Source organism: Salinivibrio sp. IB872, assembly GCF_001995345.1.
GTDB lineage: Bacteria > Pseudomonadota > Gammaproteobacteria > Enterobacterales > Vibrionaceae > Salinivibrio > Salinivibrio proteolyticus.
The window spans coordinates 1-15,855 of the sequence record NZ_MUFO01000055.1 but is presented as its reverse complement, the minus strand read 5'-3'; the positions used below and the strand labels follow the sequence as shown (position 1 = coordinate 15,855).

The 15,855-nt window shown below is 41.2% G+C and carries 14 protein-coding genes and 1 pseudogene; 10 read left to right on the top strand and 5 right to left on the bottom strand.

Annotated elements, in window-relative coordinates; all coding sequences use genetic code 11:
• Positions 1-152 precede the first annotated feature (152 nt).
• Both BZJ18_RS15430 and BZJ18_RS15425 read left to right on the top strand, forming a co-directional pair.
• Positions 153-665: a hypothetical protein gene (locus tag BZJ18_RS15430; protein ID WP_049878306.1), complete on the top strand. Its 513-nt coding sequence runs from the start codon at positions 153-155 to the stop codon at positions 663-665.
• Between the two features lie 298 nt (positions 666-963).
• Positions 964-1,575, top strand: a complete 612-nt coding sequence (locus BZJ18_RS15425; RefSeq protein ID WP_029839331.1) for a hypothetical protein — start codon at positions 964-966, stop codon at positions 1,573-1,575.
• A 415-nt stretch (positions 1,576-1,990) separates the two neighbouring features.
• On the opposite strand, the gene BZJ18_RS15420 is transcribed toward BZJ18_RS15425, so the two are convergent.
• Positions 1,991-2,671: a potassium channel family protein gene (locus BZJ18_RS15420; RefSeq protein WP_077458091.1), complete on the bottom strand. Its 681-nt coding sequence runs from the start codon at positions 2,669-2,671 to the stop codon at positions 1,991-1,993.
• A gap of 146 nt (positions 2,672-2,817) precedes the next feature.
• Here BZJ18_RS15420 and BZJ18_RS15415 point away from each other — a divergent pair, with 146 nt between their 5' ends.
• From BZJ18_RS15415 to BZJ18_RS15380, 7 genes are all read left to right on the top strand, one after another.
• A complete protein-coding gene (locus tag BZJ18_RS15415; protein ID WP_198532257.1) occupies positions 2,818-3,312 on the top strand; it encodes a permease in 495 nt (164 codons plus the stop codon).
• Positions 3,313-3,331: 19 nt separating this feature from the next.
• Positions 3,332-4,438 carry an HlyD family secretion protein gene (locus BZJ18_RS15410; RefSeq protein WP_077458087.1) on the top strand — a complete coding sequence of 369 codons (1,107 nt, stop codon included), beginning with the start codon at positions 3,332-3,334 and terminating at the stop codon, positions 4,436-4,438.
• On the top strand, positions 4,428-5,420 hold the full coding sequence (locus tag BZJ18_RS15405) for a DUF2955 domain-containing protein (RefSeq protein WP_077458085.1): 993 nt from the start codon (positions 4,428-4,430) through the stop codon (positions 5,418-5,420). Before BZJ18_RS15410 ends, BZJ18_RS15405 begins: the two co-directional genes overlap by 11 nt.
• Before the next feature lie 372 nt (positions 5,421-5,792).
• A complete protein-coding gene (locus BZJ18_RS15400) occupies positions 5,793-6,179 on the top strand; it encodes an HVO_A0114 family putative DNA-binding protein (protein ID WP_077458083.1) in 387 nt (128 codons plus the stop codon).
• 620 nt (positions 6,180-6,799) lie between these two features.
• Positions 6,800-7,582: a metallophosphoesterase gene (locus tag BZJ18_RS15390; RefSeq protein ID WP_077458081.1), complete on the top strand. Its 783-nt coding sequence runs from the start codon at positions 6,800-6,802 to the stop codon at positions 7,580-7,582.
• A 490-nt stretch (positions 7,583-8,072) separates the two neighbouring features.
• Positions 8,073-9,434: a type II toxin-antitoxin system HipA family toxin gene (locus tag BZJ18_RS15385; protein ID WP_077458079.1), complete on the top strand. Its 1,362-nt coding sequence runs from the start codon at positions 8,073-8,075 to the stop codon at positions 9,432-9,434.
• The gene (locus BZJ18_RS15380; RefSeq protein WP_045604471.1) at positions 9,419-9,901 is read left to right on the top strand and encodes a helix-turn-helix transcriptional regulator; all 483 of its coding nucleotides are present in this window, start codon (positions 9,419-9,421) and stop codon (positions 9,899-9,901) included. The genes BZJ18_RS15385 and BZJ18_RS15380 overlap by 16 nt, the downstream gene beginning before the upstream one ends.
• Positions 9,902-10,369: 468 nt before the next feature.
• On the opposite strand, the gene BZJ18_RS15375 is transcribed toward BZJ18_RS15380, so the two are convergent.
• From BZJ18_RS15375 to BZJ18_RS15360, 4 genes and pseudogenes are all read right to left on the bottom strand, one after another.
• The gene (locus BZJ18_RS15375; protein WP_077458077.1) at positions 10,370-11,323 is read right to left on the bottom strand and encodes an NYN domain-containing protein; all 954 of its coding nucleotides are present in this window, start codon (positions 11,321-11,323) and stop codon (positions 10,370-10,372) included.
• Between the two features lie 294 nt (positions 11,324-11,617).
• A complete protein-coding gene (locus BZJ18_RS15370) occupies positions 11,618-11,920 on the bottom strand; it encodes a hypothetical protein (RefSeq protein WP_241824993.1) in 303 nt (100 codons plus the stop codon).
• Positions 11,921-11,946: 26 nt separating this feature from the next.
• Positions 11,947-12,931 (bottom strand): annotated as a pseudogene (locus tag BZJ18_RS15365) (IS3 family transposase).
• Between the two features lie 43 nt (positions 12,932-12,974).
• Positions 12,975-13,463 carry a hypothetical protein gene (locus BZJ18_RS15360; protein WP_077458075.1) on the bottom strand — a complete coding sequence of 163 codons (489 nt, stop codon included), beginning with the start codon at positions 13,461-13,463 and terminating at the stop codon, positions 12,975-12,977.
• 119 nt (positions 13,464-13,582) lie between these two features.
• Here BZJ18_RS15360 and BZJ18_RS15355 point away from each other — a divergent pair, with 119 nt between their 5' ends.
• A complete protein-coding gene (locus tag BZJ18_RS15355) occupies positions 13,583-14,494 on the top strand; it encodes a hypothetical protein (protein ID WP_077458073.1) in 912 nt (303 codons plus the stop codon).
• Positions 14,495-15,855: the final 1,361 nt, after the last annotated feature.

Below are 15,855 nucleotides of genomic sequence, written 5' to 3'. Positions count from 1 at the left end.
GACATACAGTGCATTATTTTAATAAATAAAAAACAACACTTTGTGTTTATTATTTTCTATATATTACATTCAAGGTAAAGAAAAATATTTATTTGAACAATACTACAGTTCAAGTGTATATTATTCACAATATCGTTATTGAGAATATTCTTATGAGTAGATTTGTACTCTCCGCAGACTTGCACCTCGGACATGATAATATATTGAAATATCGTTCAGGATTCGATTCTCCTGAAGAGCACCATAATATTCTATTTGATAACCTTGCATCATTTGTACAACCTCGTGACACGTTAATCCTACTTGGAGATATTGCAACGACCCCATTTTGGCTAGAGAGGGTTGCAAGTATTCAATGTACGAAGAAGGTGCTCGTACTTGGCAATCATTGTACAAACATGAAGGTCAACGGCAAGATGCTCGCACTCGCTGATGGCTTCGATGAGATTCACTCGATGCTATCTAAACGAAATACCTGGTTTACACACTGCCCTATACATCCTCAGGAATTACATGGAAAGATCAATGTTCACGGGCATTTACATGACAGTATCATTCTAGATGATGCAGGCAAACCAGATCCCCGCTATATCAATGTATCAGTAGATCAGACTCAATTTAGACCAGTCTTGTTCGGTGACGTCGTTAGTCAAATCACTCGCTAAGTGGCTCTTGCCAACACTCTGTTTGATAAACGAGACAAAACCGTATAGCAAAAAAGCTCACTGGTAATGGAAACGCTCACTGCATATATGAACAACGAGCTTCCAGAAGCTATAGACCGTTTAAATACGAGATTGCCAAATGACTTTCCAGAACATATCTCTAGCCCTATTTTCGACAATGCATTGAAAATGCTTCAAAGACTCTCCTTACAAGCATCCGAGTAGAGTACAAGCTATATGTCAAAAGCGGCTTAGACCTTGTAAGGATAAACATCATTAAACTTTTTTGGAAAAACCTATGGCATTCACATTTAAATTAGATTCCCCTATTCATGAGCTTCAAGCATCTACAGCACTTCTAGTTCCAAACGTTCCAGGGCAGAATCTAGTTGAGCAGTTAATTGAGCTTGCAACAAAAGAATATATTTCCTCATTAGAAAAAGGAAAAAATGGGGAGTTCGGCTTACTAATTCATGACAGCAACGGAGAGGAAGTTATTCATCTTGCTTATCGTAGTGACATAACTTACCTAACGCAATTTGATAAAACTAAAACTCACATTATTAAATATGCTAACGAAAAAAACATACCTACTAAGGAATTAGTTCTACCTAACGGAGAGGTATTAGTTATATGCAAAAACAATGCTGACTCTGAAGTGTGGTGCCAGTTGTTAATGGATTTTTCCGTGCAGAAAGTGGCTCAGATTGAGAGATTAGATTTACACCCTGGTCTGCAAGGGAAAGGTTTTTTTACTAAGTTAGTAAACCAATTACTCTGCATTGCTGATACAGAGTATGTATTAGTGACTAACATCGTCAATGACGAATGGTTTGAGTATTTAAAAGATGTAGCAGATGAAATCGTAGAAAATCGTTTTCAATGTAATGCTTTGTTCAACCAAAAGTAATCAATCTTAGTTCTAAGTAATAGTGGATATGAACTAACCTAAGCACTGGTGTACATAGCAAGACCACCCTCCCAAGGAAAATTTCAAACTCTTGATTCATATCGGTTAAGAGAATACGAATAATTTAGAGGAACTTGCTGACATTAGCTGTATTGAGTCATACACGATCCGACAGTTTTGATTATATAAGTTGGTCATGCGCCTGTACTCGTCCACACAGCTCACTTCTGGACAGAAGTCATTTAGAGCTAAAAAACCATATTGCTTTTTGACATAACGTTTACTAATCCAAAACTCAAACGGCAAAACTGATTAGAAAGTAAGGTTCGGAACAGCCCTTTATTACATTGTGAAACAGTGTAAATATCGCAATTGTCATTAGCGATAACTTGACCACGCCTTAAGGGGATATCTTTTATCTAGGCGTGTTTCTACCTAAATTCGAACTGACTAAACTAGACACCACTACTGCCATATAAAAAACACCAAAAACCGACTCTAAATAGACTAACGTTTTCGCAATTGGAGTCACTGGACTGATATCCCCATAACCGAGAGTGGTTAAGGTCACGAAGCTAAAATAAGCGCTATTAGAAAAATTATCTTCCCAAGGTATTGCTTCTAACCCGCGAAATGCGAAAGGGTCTAGCTCAAGTAACAAAAGGTAAGCCACCGCCCACATTAAACCAAGCAATAAGAATAGGGCTACAGAACCAATAAGTTTGTTGGTGTCTATTTGGCCTGAAAACAAGATTTTTCTTACTAAAGATTGGAAAGTGCCATAGAAAAAGACAAAAGTCAGAGAAAGCATCAATATGCTCATCTCTTTGATATGAAAGAGGTGTTTCGCGGCAATAGCAGCTATCCAAACCACGGCTAAACCTCTTAAAAAATGCGTCCACTTTCGATCAAAGCGCAAACTTACAAAGCAAACAATAAAAATCACTACCATAATCCCCTGTATGACGTATTCGATCACATTGTCTTGTAGTAGTTGAACGAGGGCGGCGGCAATTAACAGCATGATTAAAGCTAACGTTAAGTAGATGAAGTTATTCTTCTCGCTAATATTTGACAACGCTTTATCGAGATTCATGATTGACTCCTTTCCACAGTTATCATGGCGCACAAGTATGCTCTAGCCACAACAGTATCAAAAATGGTCATGTTTGATATGCATTTATTCGAACATTCTCGTTATAATCAGTAAGAGTTTATTGTACAACAGTGAAGGGGCTAGACGTGGATATCAAAGTGAAAGATTCATTGATTGGTGGCGTGATTAACGGCGTTATCAATGGTTATATTGCGAGCCACCATTTCAAAGGAATGGATAGCGTACCGATGTCGCTTAACGTGATCACTAATTCTGAAGTGACTGTGTGGGGACAAGCGGTATCTCTAACTTTTGGTTTAGGGATCATTTTGTCGTTGATCACATCCAAGCTATTTATTCATCAGCTCAACAAATCCCACCCACAACACATTAGTCAACTTCAGAGTGGTTTTTGGTCTCACCTTGTTCCTATTGCAGTCACCCATGCAGCAGCGCTATTTGGCTGGTTTGTGGCTATAGCTGTGATCTGGACTAAATACGCTGGCGAAGTGATGGTTTCTTCTTCAAGCGCTGTTGCACTGGTTGGTCWATTTGCATTCATCATTACCATTGCCGTCGAAGTACGAACTAAGAAAAGTATCATTTATAAAAAGATAAATTTACTGGAACAACCTCAGTAAACGACAGTAGGAACAGAAAATGTCAGATAACAATGCCCAAACCAGTGCTGAACATAGCGATAAAAAAATTAGCCAAGCTCGCTCTTTCACTTACTATATTTTTGCCTTAGTTGCTGCTCTTTGGCTGTACACCTTATGGGCGGACAGAATGACGCCAATGACAGATCAAGCTAGAGTAAATGGCCAATTGATCCGCATTAGCCCAGAAGTCTCTGGCCCTATTTCACAAGTACTTATTACTAACAATAGTATTGTCAAGGCAGGAGATGAACTCGTCACGATCGATCCGCGTCCTTTTGAATTAGCAGTTAAGGCCGCCAAATTTGATTTGCAACAAGCAGCTCAGTCTTATGAAGCGGATTCAGCAGCAATCAGTGTCGCTCAAGCAAATGAAGTCGCAGCTCGTGTTAAGGTCAATAATGCTAAGAAGAATGTGGAGCGTAATCGCGTACTTGCCAATAAAGGAACGATAAGTCAAGCGGTAATGGATAACATAATCGCCGAACTAGAGACGGCCCAAGCGGGGTTGGCTCAAGCGTCATCAGCACTAGAAAAAGCGAAACAAGAGTTTGGCCCGAGAGGAATTGATAACCCTGAAATTCAATCGGTATTAAACCGACAAGAGCAGGCTCTACTAAACCTCAATCACACCAAACTGACGGCACCTGCTAATGGTGTGATCACTAATATGGATGTTGCTGTTGGCGATTATGCTGCTGCTGGGCAGCCACTTCTTACCTTTATCAATAACAACAACTTATGGCTGACGGCCATGGTGAGAGAGAATTCACTGGCTCATTTAAAGCCTGGCGATAAAGTCAAAATTGTTTTTGATGCAAACCCTGGCGAGGTCTATGAAGGAAAAATTTCTTCAATCGGTTGGGGAAGTAGCGGTAATGGTAGCCTTGCCCAAGATGCCAGTAATGGCCTTATGACGTCGCCAACAAGCAGTTCAAAAGCACAGCGTTTCCCCGTCAATATCGAGTTCACGTCGTTGCCTGCCGATCTAAATCTGAGATACGGTGGTCGAGCTGTGGTGGGTTTCTATCCTGATGAAAGCTACTTAGGTGAGAGACTACAAGATTTGTGGATCTGGGCATGGAGTTATATCAGCTATGTATCATAGTGCCGCTAACCCAATTATAAGAGTTGCGGTATTCCCTGTACTTTTGCTGTTTTGGCAATATGTATATGGGACGGATTTGCCTTTACTCGCTCCAGCGATGTGTGCGGTTTTTCTCACTACCACTCATGAACCACCGCCTGTAATTATGGTGTTTGTTATGGGGGGCATTTTATTCATTACTGCTTGGTTTCAGGCACTAATGAGTGAACTATTGATTGATTACGTACATGTTTACTATCTGTTCTTGTTTGGAATTTTTTACTGGTGCATGGAGCGTACCAAGAAAAATCCGCAAGATGTATTTGCTATATTGCTGATTGTCTCAACCGCAATGATTGCCGTTTTTACGCAGCAGAAAGGGATTAGCGTTGAGCAAATCCCTATGGCTCTGCTAAAAAATATTTTTATCGCTGGCTTCACCGCCTATTTGGCCTACCTGCTATTTCCACGAGGTGAGCCACTCGCGATAAGCATGCCACCTGTCAGTTCGACAACGAAATATTTGCTTGATTGGCAAACCTTTCTCAAAGCGATCATTGTCATGACCATGATGGTGTGTACGATACAATTGGACTTGGAGCAAAGTACGATTATTACCATCATCGTCGCGTTAATGATTAAAGATCCTGATCCTAGTATTGGTAAAGATTATGGTTTAAGAAGGCTGCTGACAACATACGCGAGCGTGCTGTATGCGATTCCTCCTCTAATCATGAGTTTGCTGCAAGTCAATTTGGTAGGAACTGTAGGTGTTGCTGTAGTCAGTGCTTTATTTATGGGGATTCATGCCGTTACAAAGAAAGCTAGCTATAACTCAATTCAACTGATGTATTCCAGTTATGTGGTTTTAGTGTTTTATGGTATTACTTCAACGAGTATTAGTGCGATTTCAGATGACCTCGTGCGTTTTACTTCGGTTTTTGCCGCGGTAATAGTCGGTATCATGAGTTTGATCATCTTATACCCTAGAAATAGAACTTAATGTCACAACAACCAAGCCTAGGTCTAACTCGGCTTGGTTGTCTTATTGTGGGATAAGTTGTACTGCGTGCAAGTAGCATCAATATGATGTAAATGAGTGGGCGTACTAACAAGGAATGGGGCAGAGACGGGTTATAGTTGGTGCTCAAAATCGTGCACTTCGGATAAGTTAAATTGGATAAAACCAAGTAAACGAGTCTAACCGAAGCATGTCTATAAAATCGGTGACTATTCAGATATCGTTGTTTCTCTTGACCTCTCTGTCATGAAAGGGGCGTCCATTAGCATAGCAAATATAACTATCTACTTTTCCTTTCAGAACAGCATCGTATACACTAGGATTCTATTACTTCGTTCTGAGAAGGATAGACTCATGAAAGCTCGCATTGGGGTTACATCGGAAGATCTCATTCGTAGGCACATGATTAATTTGGCCGCAGGCAACATTAATCATAGCAAGCATCTCCCCACATTTTGGTTCACGTCACTAAATGAAGCTTCAAAGCTACTATGTAATGAGAATATCGAACTAATGCTTCTGATCAGTAGAGAAAAGCCTGAAAGCCTAGCTGAGCTTGCGGAGATTAGCGGCCATCATATCCGCGAACTCTCACGAACACTCGACGACTTATCATCAAAAGGATTCATCCAGTTCGAGGAAAAAGGCAGCGCTTGCCGCCCTATTGCTGTATTTACTGACTTTGAGATTATTCTCGGCAAAGAATTAGAGAATACACTGCAAGAAAGCTATTGTGCATGATGTCCATCACTCGTTACTGCGGCGCATGCCGCTTACATAGCACAGCTTTATGCTGTGCAGACTCGAATGGGGGGTGCTCTTAATACTTCCCGTCTAGGCCAACTTGATAGTCACCGATGCTCTCTTCCAGTTTATTTTGAGTGCTTAAGTTACTTCAACTAGCTTATCAGTGTTGGTAGAGATAGCGTGATCAAGCAAGTCAAAAAAATCATTTAGCGCAACCTCACTATCCTTTGATTCGGCTTGCTCGTTATCACTTTTTTTTAGCCTTAACCTCGTTCTTCATATCAGCCTCACTCATAAAAATGTCTGTCGTAAGCACGGTTGTAGCACAATTACACTCTCGCCAGCCTCTTAGAAGTCGCCTCAGCAAAAAATCTTAATAATTCATAACAAATACATTTAATTTCATTCAGTTATAAGCCACTAAGATTTAGACACTAAAAGTTAGTGTCTAAATCTTAGTGGCGAAAAATCAAACAAATCGACCAGTCATTATACTCCATAGAAGTTTCATTTTAAGTTACTAATGTTAAAGTGCTTAGCGCATATGCTCACTTCTCTAATCCAAATAACCAATGTACCATAGAGTAGTCAATCAATATTAAGGCCATGATAGTTTGAAGTTTTACATTGTTTCTGACCTACACCTGGACACTCACGGAATACGCCGCGATTTTTGGCATGACTTCGATAAAGAAGCCACGTTGGTCGTTGCTGGTGACACGGCAAACGGTCTATCAGGCATAGCATACGTAAAGAATGTACTTTGCCGCCACTTTAAGGCGGTCATCATGATTGCAGGAAACCATGAATGGTATAGCAATACGAGTAAATCCTACCGATATACAAGTGAGTGCGAATCTAGTACTAACTCAGGTTCTCTCAACGTTTCTAAGAGTTCAGTATTAACAAAGCTTAAGGCTCATAGCGATACCACTGAAAACCTGTTCTTTTTGAATAATGAGTCAATATACTTAGATGGATATAGCATTTATGGCGGAACTCTTTGGTTTCCTATTCACACATACTCGTCTGCACTGATTGATGCGTACTCAGAACTGATGAATGATACAAAGTACATCAGCCATCAAATGATTGAAGAGCAGCACAAAGCATTCATTAACAACTTTCCAGAGAAAGTTGATCTAGCAATATCTCACCACCTTCCCTCTAAAGAAGCTTTTGCTTTCGAGCAAAATGCCAGCAGCGATTATGCTCCGTATTATCATGCAGGGTTGAGTAATGAGTTGATCTCAAGAGCTAGGTATTGGGTTGCAGGGCATCAACATGATGCTGTAGAAAAAGTGATCGCTGACGGTAGTACCACATTCATTTCTAACCCCAAGGGTTCTGTCAGCTTAACCTGTGGATTACTTACTAATAAAGCTTATTACCTATAAGAGCTAGCCAACACTTCGGCATCTGAAAGTCCGCTAGGGCTTTCTCACTTCGCTCATTGCTCACCTTGTGAATAAGACCCTAGGAATTATGTACAGGTTCATCATCTATCTGCACAGCAAACAACACTTTTATGCGCATTAAAAAGTAACGTTCAAACACTTTTACGCGCATTAAAGTGTATTAACTGTATTTTTGTATGTAGCAGCCATTCTTAATCTCCTCATTCACTTTGTTCATTTAAGGCAACTGTTCATTTATTATGGACAACCTGCATAACTGAACAAACAATTAACGCCCCACTCCCTATAGCAGCTTTCATAGCTAAAATAATCTATTCTGCTCATCAACAATTTTGACTTACAAGCCATGCGTAATCATTTACTCATAAAGAGCCTCGCCATACATTTATGAGTAAAATTTTACTCACAACTTGAAAAAAAATGACTTTAAGAGTAAAGTTTTACTCATTGATAAGTAGAGGTGTTGTCGATGGAAGAACTAACCGTACAAGCTTTTATAAGAGGTGAATGGATAGATATTGGTATCATCTCATTCCCTAAAAGTAGCCAACATAATTTTCGAGTGACTGAACTCAACTACCTCAGCGACTATGCGCTAGAACATCACGATAAAGATGACTTTCACGCTGTTTCACTAAACCACCCTGTCTCATTCTTTTTTGATGACATGGGTAAACCTGGATGGTTAAAGTTTCTAGACGATATTATGCCTAGTGGCGCGAGTAGACGATACTGGGTCAAACACCTAGATATTGAAGACCTTAGTTCTGATGAACAAGACTATGTTTTGCTCAAGTTTGGCACACTGTCGCCTATTGGTAACTTAAGAATAAAAGACTCTCTTCCTGAGCGCTACGAAGTAGCAGACAACCTCTACTTCTCTGTTGATGATGTTAAAAATCGAGCAGGTGATTTCCTCGACTATGCACAGCAAAGAGGGGCAGCCGCAGGTGGTGCAACAGGGGCTGGAGGTGAAGCGCCAAAACTGATCCTCCGATGTGGTTTCGATCATGGATCTGGCAGCGAAAAAATATGGATTGACCCATACCAAGATGACAATAGCAACCACGACTTACATTACTTAGTAAAGTACCCTAGAGGCTCAAGAAGCACCATCGACTGTAATATTCTAAGAGCTGAGTTCTACTTCTACCACGAGCTAACTGAAATGGGAGTTGAAACGATCTCCACCGACGGTATGCGCTTGGAGGAAGGATTAAACTACCCTTCCTTGTGGCTTCCTCGATTTGATGTTCAAATTATTGAGCAACAAATAGAGAGATTTGGCATGGAATCTGTGTATTCCATTTTGAACAAAGGCGCTGGGGTCACTCTTGATCACGAAACAACAATCCGAACTATCATAGAAAAAATTACTGAAAGCAATATGGTTAAACACCAAGGGTATAGGTTTGATACCCAAGCTTTCGTCATTGAATGGGTGAAGAGAGATCTACTCAACATCTTGTTTGGTAATAGTGATAACCATGGCAGAAACACTTCATTCTTAAAAGGTGATGGAGTCATAAAGCTTGCTCCCGTTTACGACTTCGCACCAATGAAAGCTGATCCTGAAGGCATTCCAAGAACAACAAAATGGAAAGCCCCACTAGAGGTTGGCGGAACTTACGACTTCGTAGGAATAGCGGACACCTTATCTGATCTCGTGCCAAAAGAAGTGTTATTACAAGAGCTAGAGGTTACTGCAAGTAAATGCATTGATTTAAAGCAGAGACTAGCATTACGAGGAGTACCAGAACAAATCTTAGAGATGCCAGCCGTTGGACTTAATCATATATCAGAAAAGCTCACTAAATGGGGGCTACTATGAATAAGCCAAGCAATAAAGAGTCCGTACAAGATACAGTTGCTCGTCTAAGAGCAAACCGAAATCAACATCAGCCCAAGACTGGGACGAACACAACTCATTCAACCAAAGAACGATCGCAACTTAATACTCCGACTAGATCGAAAACCTCAAAAAACGCCAAAGCAGTAAGTGCAGCAGAACGCAAAACCGAGGCAAACAAAATCATCAAACACTTATTGCTTGGAGAGCTAACACAAGGCCAAGCGTTGAAAAGTTTACGCATTAATATACTGGGACTCAAACAGGATGTGTTCGCAAGACTTGTAGATGTCTCAAGAAAAACACTCTCAGATATAGAGAATGATCGGGGCAGCTACAATACAGAGATTCTCAACAAGGTATTCAAACCATTTGGCTTAAAAGTCGGAATGCTACCGTCTTCTCCCGATGTGTTAAAATCGCTACTAATAGATGGTGAGGCTGGGTAAAATACTCAGTATCAGCGCTATTGCTTTAGATTAAATTACTATAACAAGCTAGCATTTTTAAATGATTTAGTAATACATGGACGCGGGTTCAGTTCCTTTTGAAGCAGGAAATTGATGTAACATCCAATGCAACACCAAATTGGCAACATCGATATAAATCACTGAATTCATGAGAAGTGAGAAACCATTTCAACTCCCGCCAGCTCCACCAAATTCGTATACGAAGACGTTCTAGAACGTTTGAAAGCCCCGCTAAGCTCCTAGCCTAGCGGGGCTTTTTGTATCTATAATGTTTGAGATTATCTTAGTGTAAACGGAAAACTCTAATTGCTAATGACCAGTTTTTTGGGGGTTACACCTGACCTGTAAGCAGGTTTTCACAAAGGTAGGTTCGTTAGTTCATAATTGTTATGTGTATCACCGAGAGCGGCTATTGCTCACTTTTTACACTGCTTCCCATGCTGATAACTAGGCATTATTCCTCATATGCTCAGCAAAACACTTTGCATGAGCTAAGACAGCTTCAACACCTTCCCTTGTATAGAGCATGGTTGATGGGTCTTCGGCCAGCTCTGGTAAACCGTCAGTAGCCGGCTTGGGAGAGCACAGCCAGCGCCACGCTTTGGGTACTGAACCACATACATCGCAAGCACTTAGAATACTCAAGAGTTCTGCGACTTGCTCTCTGTGCTCAAACCAGGATACCGGCTGAAAAGCTGGCTTTTTACCACCTGTGACCCTACATGGTAATTGAGACAACTTCAGCTCTTTATCAGTTATGAAATTTATCGTCCAATCTGCCAACTGACTCAACGACTTGTTGGTGCGCCGCGGCCCATGTCTCTCTTTTGCCGGAGTAACTAGCCCAATCTTAATTGGTGGCCTAATCCCAAGCCCATTCAGCTCCTGTAACTTTTTCAACGCGGGAACAATATCAGTATCGTTGGTTGCAAATACTACCTGCTCAATACTGTGATCAGTAAAGGCATCAAAAACGGCATCTATGGCAATATTGACGTCACTTTGCTTCTCTTCCAGCTTCCACACTTTGACCGTCGAACAATATTTCGGCTCTTTTTCTTTACCGTCCTCGCAGCACTCAACTTTTCTTGCATCAATCTTATCGATTGCATAGCTGCCTTTAACAATCTTTATCTTGACCGCATTGGGATGATGTCCGGCAAGTGCTGCATGATAACTCCGCTGATCCTGCACTGAATGCTCATCCAGTGCAGCCGTTGGGCTTATCTCGGCAGTATAAAACTTAATCCCATGTTCTGGGTGAAGCTCAGATGAGGTAGCGCCTGAACGCGGCAGAAGGTGATTTTCGAAGAGGTGAACCAGATCCAACCATTTATATGGCGTATGTTTGAGACAGCCGTAGTAGAAGTTGTAACCGTCGATGTATACTCGTGTTCTCACATTACTTTCTTTTCTAGGCTCCAGATATGAAAAAACCGACCTAGCAGGTCGGCAATTTCGCCCAACCCCAGTGGTCGTAATGCCAACGTGGGAGAAGGGAAAGTAGTGCGCTAAATATAAGCCTTACATCTCGATTTGACAAGTGACGAATGTCAAAAAAGCATCCAGTTTTTCTCTGTTTCTCTTAAAAGTATAATGCATCCCAAATTGACTGGCTAAGTATAGGGACATTTCAAAACAGGGCTTACTGAATGACGACACCACAGTCATCATTCGATAGTTGATAGATAGCCACTATTTAACGCCACTCAACATATCAAAAATCACCCGTGCAAATTGTTTGGTTTTGTTCGGATCAGACAACAACTGCATCATCTGCTCTTGGTGGGCTTCATTGCTATTCAAGATCGCATCATCAATCGCACGTGGGAAGTCACCCAGCATGGCTTGCTCGCGAGTGTTGTTAGCGATTTGGCTCATCACCGTTTCGTTTTCTGTGAGCTTGTCACGCACCGTAAAGGCATAGTTGATCATGTCTTTGTCGGTCAGGTTGTCAGTGAGAAATACTTCGTTCAATCGCTCAATGATGTGAGACAAAAACTCTTCTTTCTTGGTTGTAGTGGTCAAGAAAAACTGGCCACCAGTTTATAGTTAATCCAGTATTTTTCCTCTGCCACGTTCGGACTCATACCGCTATTATGCTGATGTGGCCTAAGTTGGCTGTAATACCCGATTAAATATTTCAGTATATGCGCTTGAGCCTGCGAAAATGAACGGTAACCATAAGTCGGCACCCATTCTGTCTTCAAACTTCTGAAAAAGCGCTCCATTGGCGCGTTATCCCAGCAGTTACCACGGCGGCTTAAGCTTTGCTTTATTTGCCGTTTCCAGAGTGTCTGACGGAACTTACGGCTCGTATAATGGCTACCCTGGTCGCTATGAAACATCACGCCTTTAGGGCGTCCACGGCTCTCATATGCCATTTTCAATGCGTTACTGGTTAACGTGCTGTCCGGTGACAACGACATTGCCCAGCCAACCGGTTTTCGTGCAAATAAATCAATAACGACAGCCAGATAAGCCCATCGACTGCCGGTCCAGATGTATGTGACGTCACCACACCAAACTTGATTTGGTGTGGTGACGTTAAACTGTCGGTCTAAATGGTTCGGTATCTCAACATGTTCATCGCCTGTCTTCTTGTATGTATGGCTGGGGACTTGGCAGCTCACTAAGCCAAGCTTCTCCATCAGTTTACTGGCACGATAACGGCTTAGCGGGACATCTTGATCCGTCGCCACTCGCGCAATACTACGCGCGCCAGCAGAGCCTTCACTGTCGCGAAAGATCTTCTTGACCTTGGCTTCTTCCATGACTTTTTGGGCACATACCGGCTTTTTTGAACGTTGTTGCCAGTGACGAAAGCTGCTGCGATGTACGCTAAATACTTGGCACAGTTTGTTAATTGGATAGCTCGTCTTGAATGGTGGATTTGCCCACGCCCATGGCAGTAGCTGCTTCGATAATCGTGTAGTTTTGTTCGAGAACAAGCTCAGCGGCTTCACGTTTAAATTCAGCGCTGAAAGTACGTCTTGTGCGTTTGGTCATGGTTTCACCTGTCATGCTATGAGGCGTATCTTAACACCTCTAATCAGGTGGCCAAATTCACTATGCCACTACATTCATCGTAGGGCTTTTTGGATAGGTACTTAAGATCGCAGCCTGTCAGCGTTTCAATGTTGGTGTCGATTTGTTCTTCACTTGGGATGAAATCAATATCAAGATGAAAGATATATACCAAACTCTTAGTGCCATGTTTATTAGGTCTTAGCTCTTCATGGTGCGAAATGGCCTTGTTACCAGAGGCCATTCCCATGTCACCTGCTAGACCTTCATCGGTATACCAGAACTGGCCGTCATCACGGAACTCATCGTGGTAGCCGTGCTGAATCCCTGTATTAGAATTGACAATAAATACAAAGGGATATCCTTTAGGAGTGGAGATTCCACCTCGAGCTTGGCCTTTGTAGACGCCGTGGATGTCGGCATTGCGGTTGTACTCTTGGCCGATGACGAAGGGAAAGGGTTGTGTCATTTGGTATTTTGAGACTGATGGAACGATGGGCACAAAGTCTGGCATAAATGTATGACTGTTCCAACTTAGTCTGTCTTAGTTTGTGATCTATCATGGTCCAGTTTCACATACATGACATTTTAAGGGTAGTATAAGTACTTATTTTTGTTTAGGTAGGAAATAAGATGGATTTGTACGAGTTTATTCCCTCAGTTTTTTCAGCTGTAGCCTCAGGGTTTGCTGCAGTCGCGACTTGGAATTCGGCTAAAATGAGCAGGGAGTCAAACAGGATCGCTCAACATACTGCTATCGCTGACCATCACCAAACTGCGATCTCCAGATATAATGAAGCGATCAATACTTTAAAAGACTTGACGGAGAGCCTTCAAAAACAGGCCTTTGGCATACATCACGATTGGCCAGGGGAAATAGAAGACTACTTTTTGGATGGTATAGGAAGCAAGCCAATTTATCGCCGACATTTAATGTCACACGCTAATGAGATTTTAGCATCTCACGGTATAAAAAATAATAATTGGATATCAAACAATCACTTGGATTCTATCATGTCAGGATTGCAGGATCGTGTTAATATTCTGACTGAGGAAGAATGTGAGAAGTACTTGAGCCTCAATAAAGGAAAAACTTTCCCATTTGAAATTCCTGCTCAACGTGCTTCGAAGTATCGAAGAGCTATCGATACGGCAGACTTTCAATTCGCATATAGCTCGTTAATTCATCGAATATCTGAGGAGCAATGGCTCTCGATTTGGCGAAGCACTTGGGTAAATGATGGCCGAATAGGTGTATACAATCGTATGTTTTCAGAGATTGAGCCACGGATACTTAGCATTCGTAAACAGCTTGAAAACGAGGAGCGTAAGTTGAAACACTCGGTGTACCCATTGGATTGTAACGATGTTCTTAATGCTAAATATCAAGAACTGTATATCGCAATTAATAATATCAATTATGTCAGTAATTTCAGACTTATGGAAGGTTACAAAAGTCTGAAAACCAAAGAAGATATTGCTTTGGCAGTTTTAACCTCAATGGCTATTGGTCTATTCCTATCTAAGCAGTTAGATTCCATTTAGCCTGAGCGGATTACAAACATACAGCTTATGCTCGGGGGCTTTTGATGTCGGTATCGGTTCTATCAAGAGTCCCTGAAAGCTTTTCTCGGAAGTTGACTACCTCTTCTAGCCAAACTCTAAGCCTGATGGTACTCCTGATGCTGGGTATCAACCGCGAGGCTCTGATGGGCCAAAGCCTTCCCCGATCACAAAGCCGCCAGGTTCTGAGTGAGGAGTAGCAACATCTCCGCTCGCTTAGTGAGATAAAAAGGCTGACATTTAATACGCAGGATCTCGAGTCTCTATATTGAGCTAGACGGGGGGGTATTCCTGATTGAACCCGACTACGAATGGCTGATTCTTCAAAGAATGGAATCCCTTACACGTTTTTCTTGTGCTTAGGGTGACAAAATATACAGAGGTAAAGACCTGTTGCTAAGGCAAAAAATTGTATGTACCCAGGGAGCTGGAGAGCGTCTACTATCTTGTCGTTGAAAAAGAGTATGTCTCCGGCATCGTAACCTCCTTTGACCTTACCACCATAAAAAAATATCGACATGTATTGACCTGCACTAATGAGCATCAGTGCATACTTGGAAAAGAAAACGATTTTTTCCGACGGTGATGCATTAAACTTCTTTAAGAAATAAACAAAAACAATAGAAATTAGTGCGAAAATATATTTTTCAATCACTTAAATATCTGCCAATATCGAGTGCAAATGTGTGCGACTTTTTTCGAAAAGAAATGATTATGATTAAAGTTTTTGTTTACTGAACTTTAGGGGTTAACAGCCCTAAATATAAACATATAATGATACTAAGCCACCTAATTACTTCATTTTCTTCAAATGATAATTTTGGGAGTATGTCCATCAATAAAGTTCCATTTCTGAAGATAGAGTAGTAATTACCACCGATAAAACTAATAACTAGAACGACGTAGATGAAAAGGGATGCTGAGCGTTTAAAGGGTATACGAGATACCTTTCGTAACATAGCCAATAAAAAACCTGTAATGAAGAAAAATAAAACTTCGCTCAAATTTACGAGTCCTTTATAGCTTTGATTTTGTAGTGATCTGCTGTTATTTCCACTATCAGGTAAGACTTTCTCATTACTTGATAACCTCTAAAATAACACTCAGAGCTATATCGGAATAGCTTAAATATTTTGTCTGGAACTTAAAAAATTTTAGTTTTATGTAAAAACACACATATGTGAATTATTTATTGATCTTGTTTAGGATGGCAACAAAAAGCTAGGTAAATAACGAAAGCCAAAGCAAAGAATTGAACATTGTTGGGCAAACCTAGGCTTTCTACCAAAAAATCTTCAAAGAAAAAAATCCTGCCATCCACTCCTCCCTTTACTGGCATACTG

Coding starts and splice junctions, on each gene's coding strand:
- BZJ18_RS15430 (WP_049878306.1), top strand. CDS start 153: ATGAGTAGATTTGTACTCTCCGCAGACTTGCACCTCGGACATGATAAT.
- BZJ18_RS15425 (WP_029839331.1), top strand. CDS start 964: ATGGCATTCACATTTAAATTAGATTCCCCTATTCATGAGCTTCAAGCA.
- BZJ18_RS15420 (WP_077458091.1), bottom strand. CDS start 2,671: ATGAATCTCGATAAAGCGTTGTCAAATATTAGCGAGAAGAATAACTTC.
- BZJ18_RS15410 (WP_077458087.1), top strand. CDS start 3,332: ATGTCAGATAACAATGCCCAAACCAGTGCTGAACATAGCGATAAAAAA.
- BZJ18_RS15405 (WP_077458085.1), top strand. CDS start 4,428: ATGTATCATAGTGCCGCTAACCCAATTATAAGAGTTGCGGTATTCCCT.
- BZJ18_RS15400 (WP_077458083.1), top strand. CDS start 5,793: ATGAAAGCTCGCATTGGGGTTACATCGGAAGATCTCATTCGTAGGCAC.
- BZJ18_RS15385 (WP_077458079.1), top strand. CDS start 8,073: ATGGAAGAACTAACCGTACAAGCTTTTATAAGAGGTGAATGGATAGAT.
- BZJ18_RS15380 (WP_045604471.1), top strand. CDS start 9,419: ATGGGGGCTACTATGAATAAGCCAAGCAATAAAGAGTCCGTACAAGAT.
- BZJ18_RS15360 (WP_077458075.1), bottom strand. CDS start 13,463: ATGCCAGACTTTGTGCCCATCGTTCCATCAGTCTCAAAATACCAAATG.
- BZJ18_RS15355 (WP_077458073.1), top strand. CDS start 13,583: ATGGATTTGTACGAGTTTATTCCCTCAGTTTTTTCAGCTGTAGCCTCA.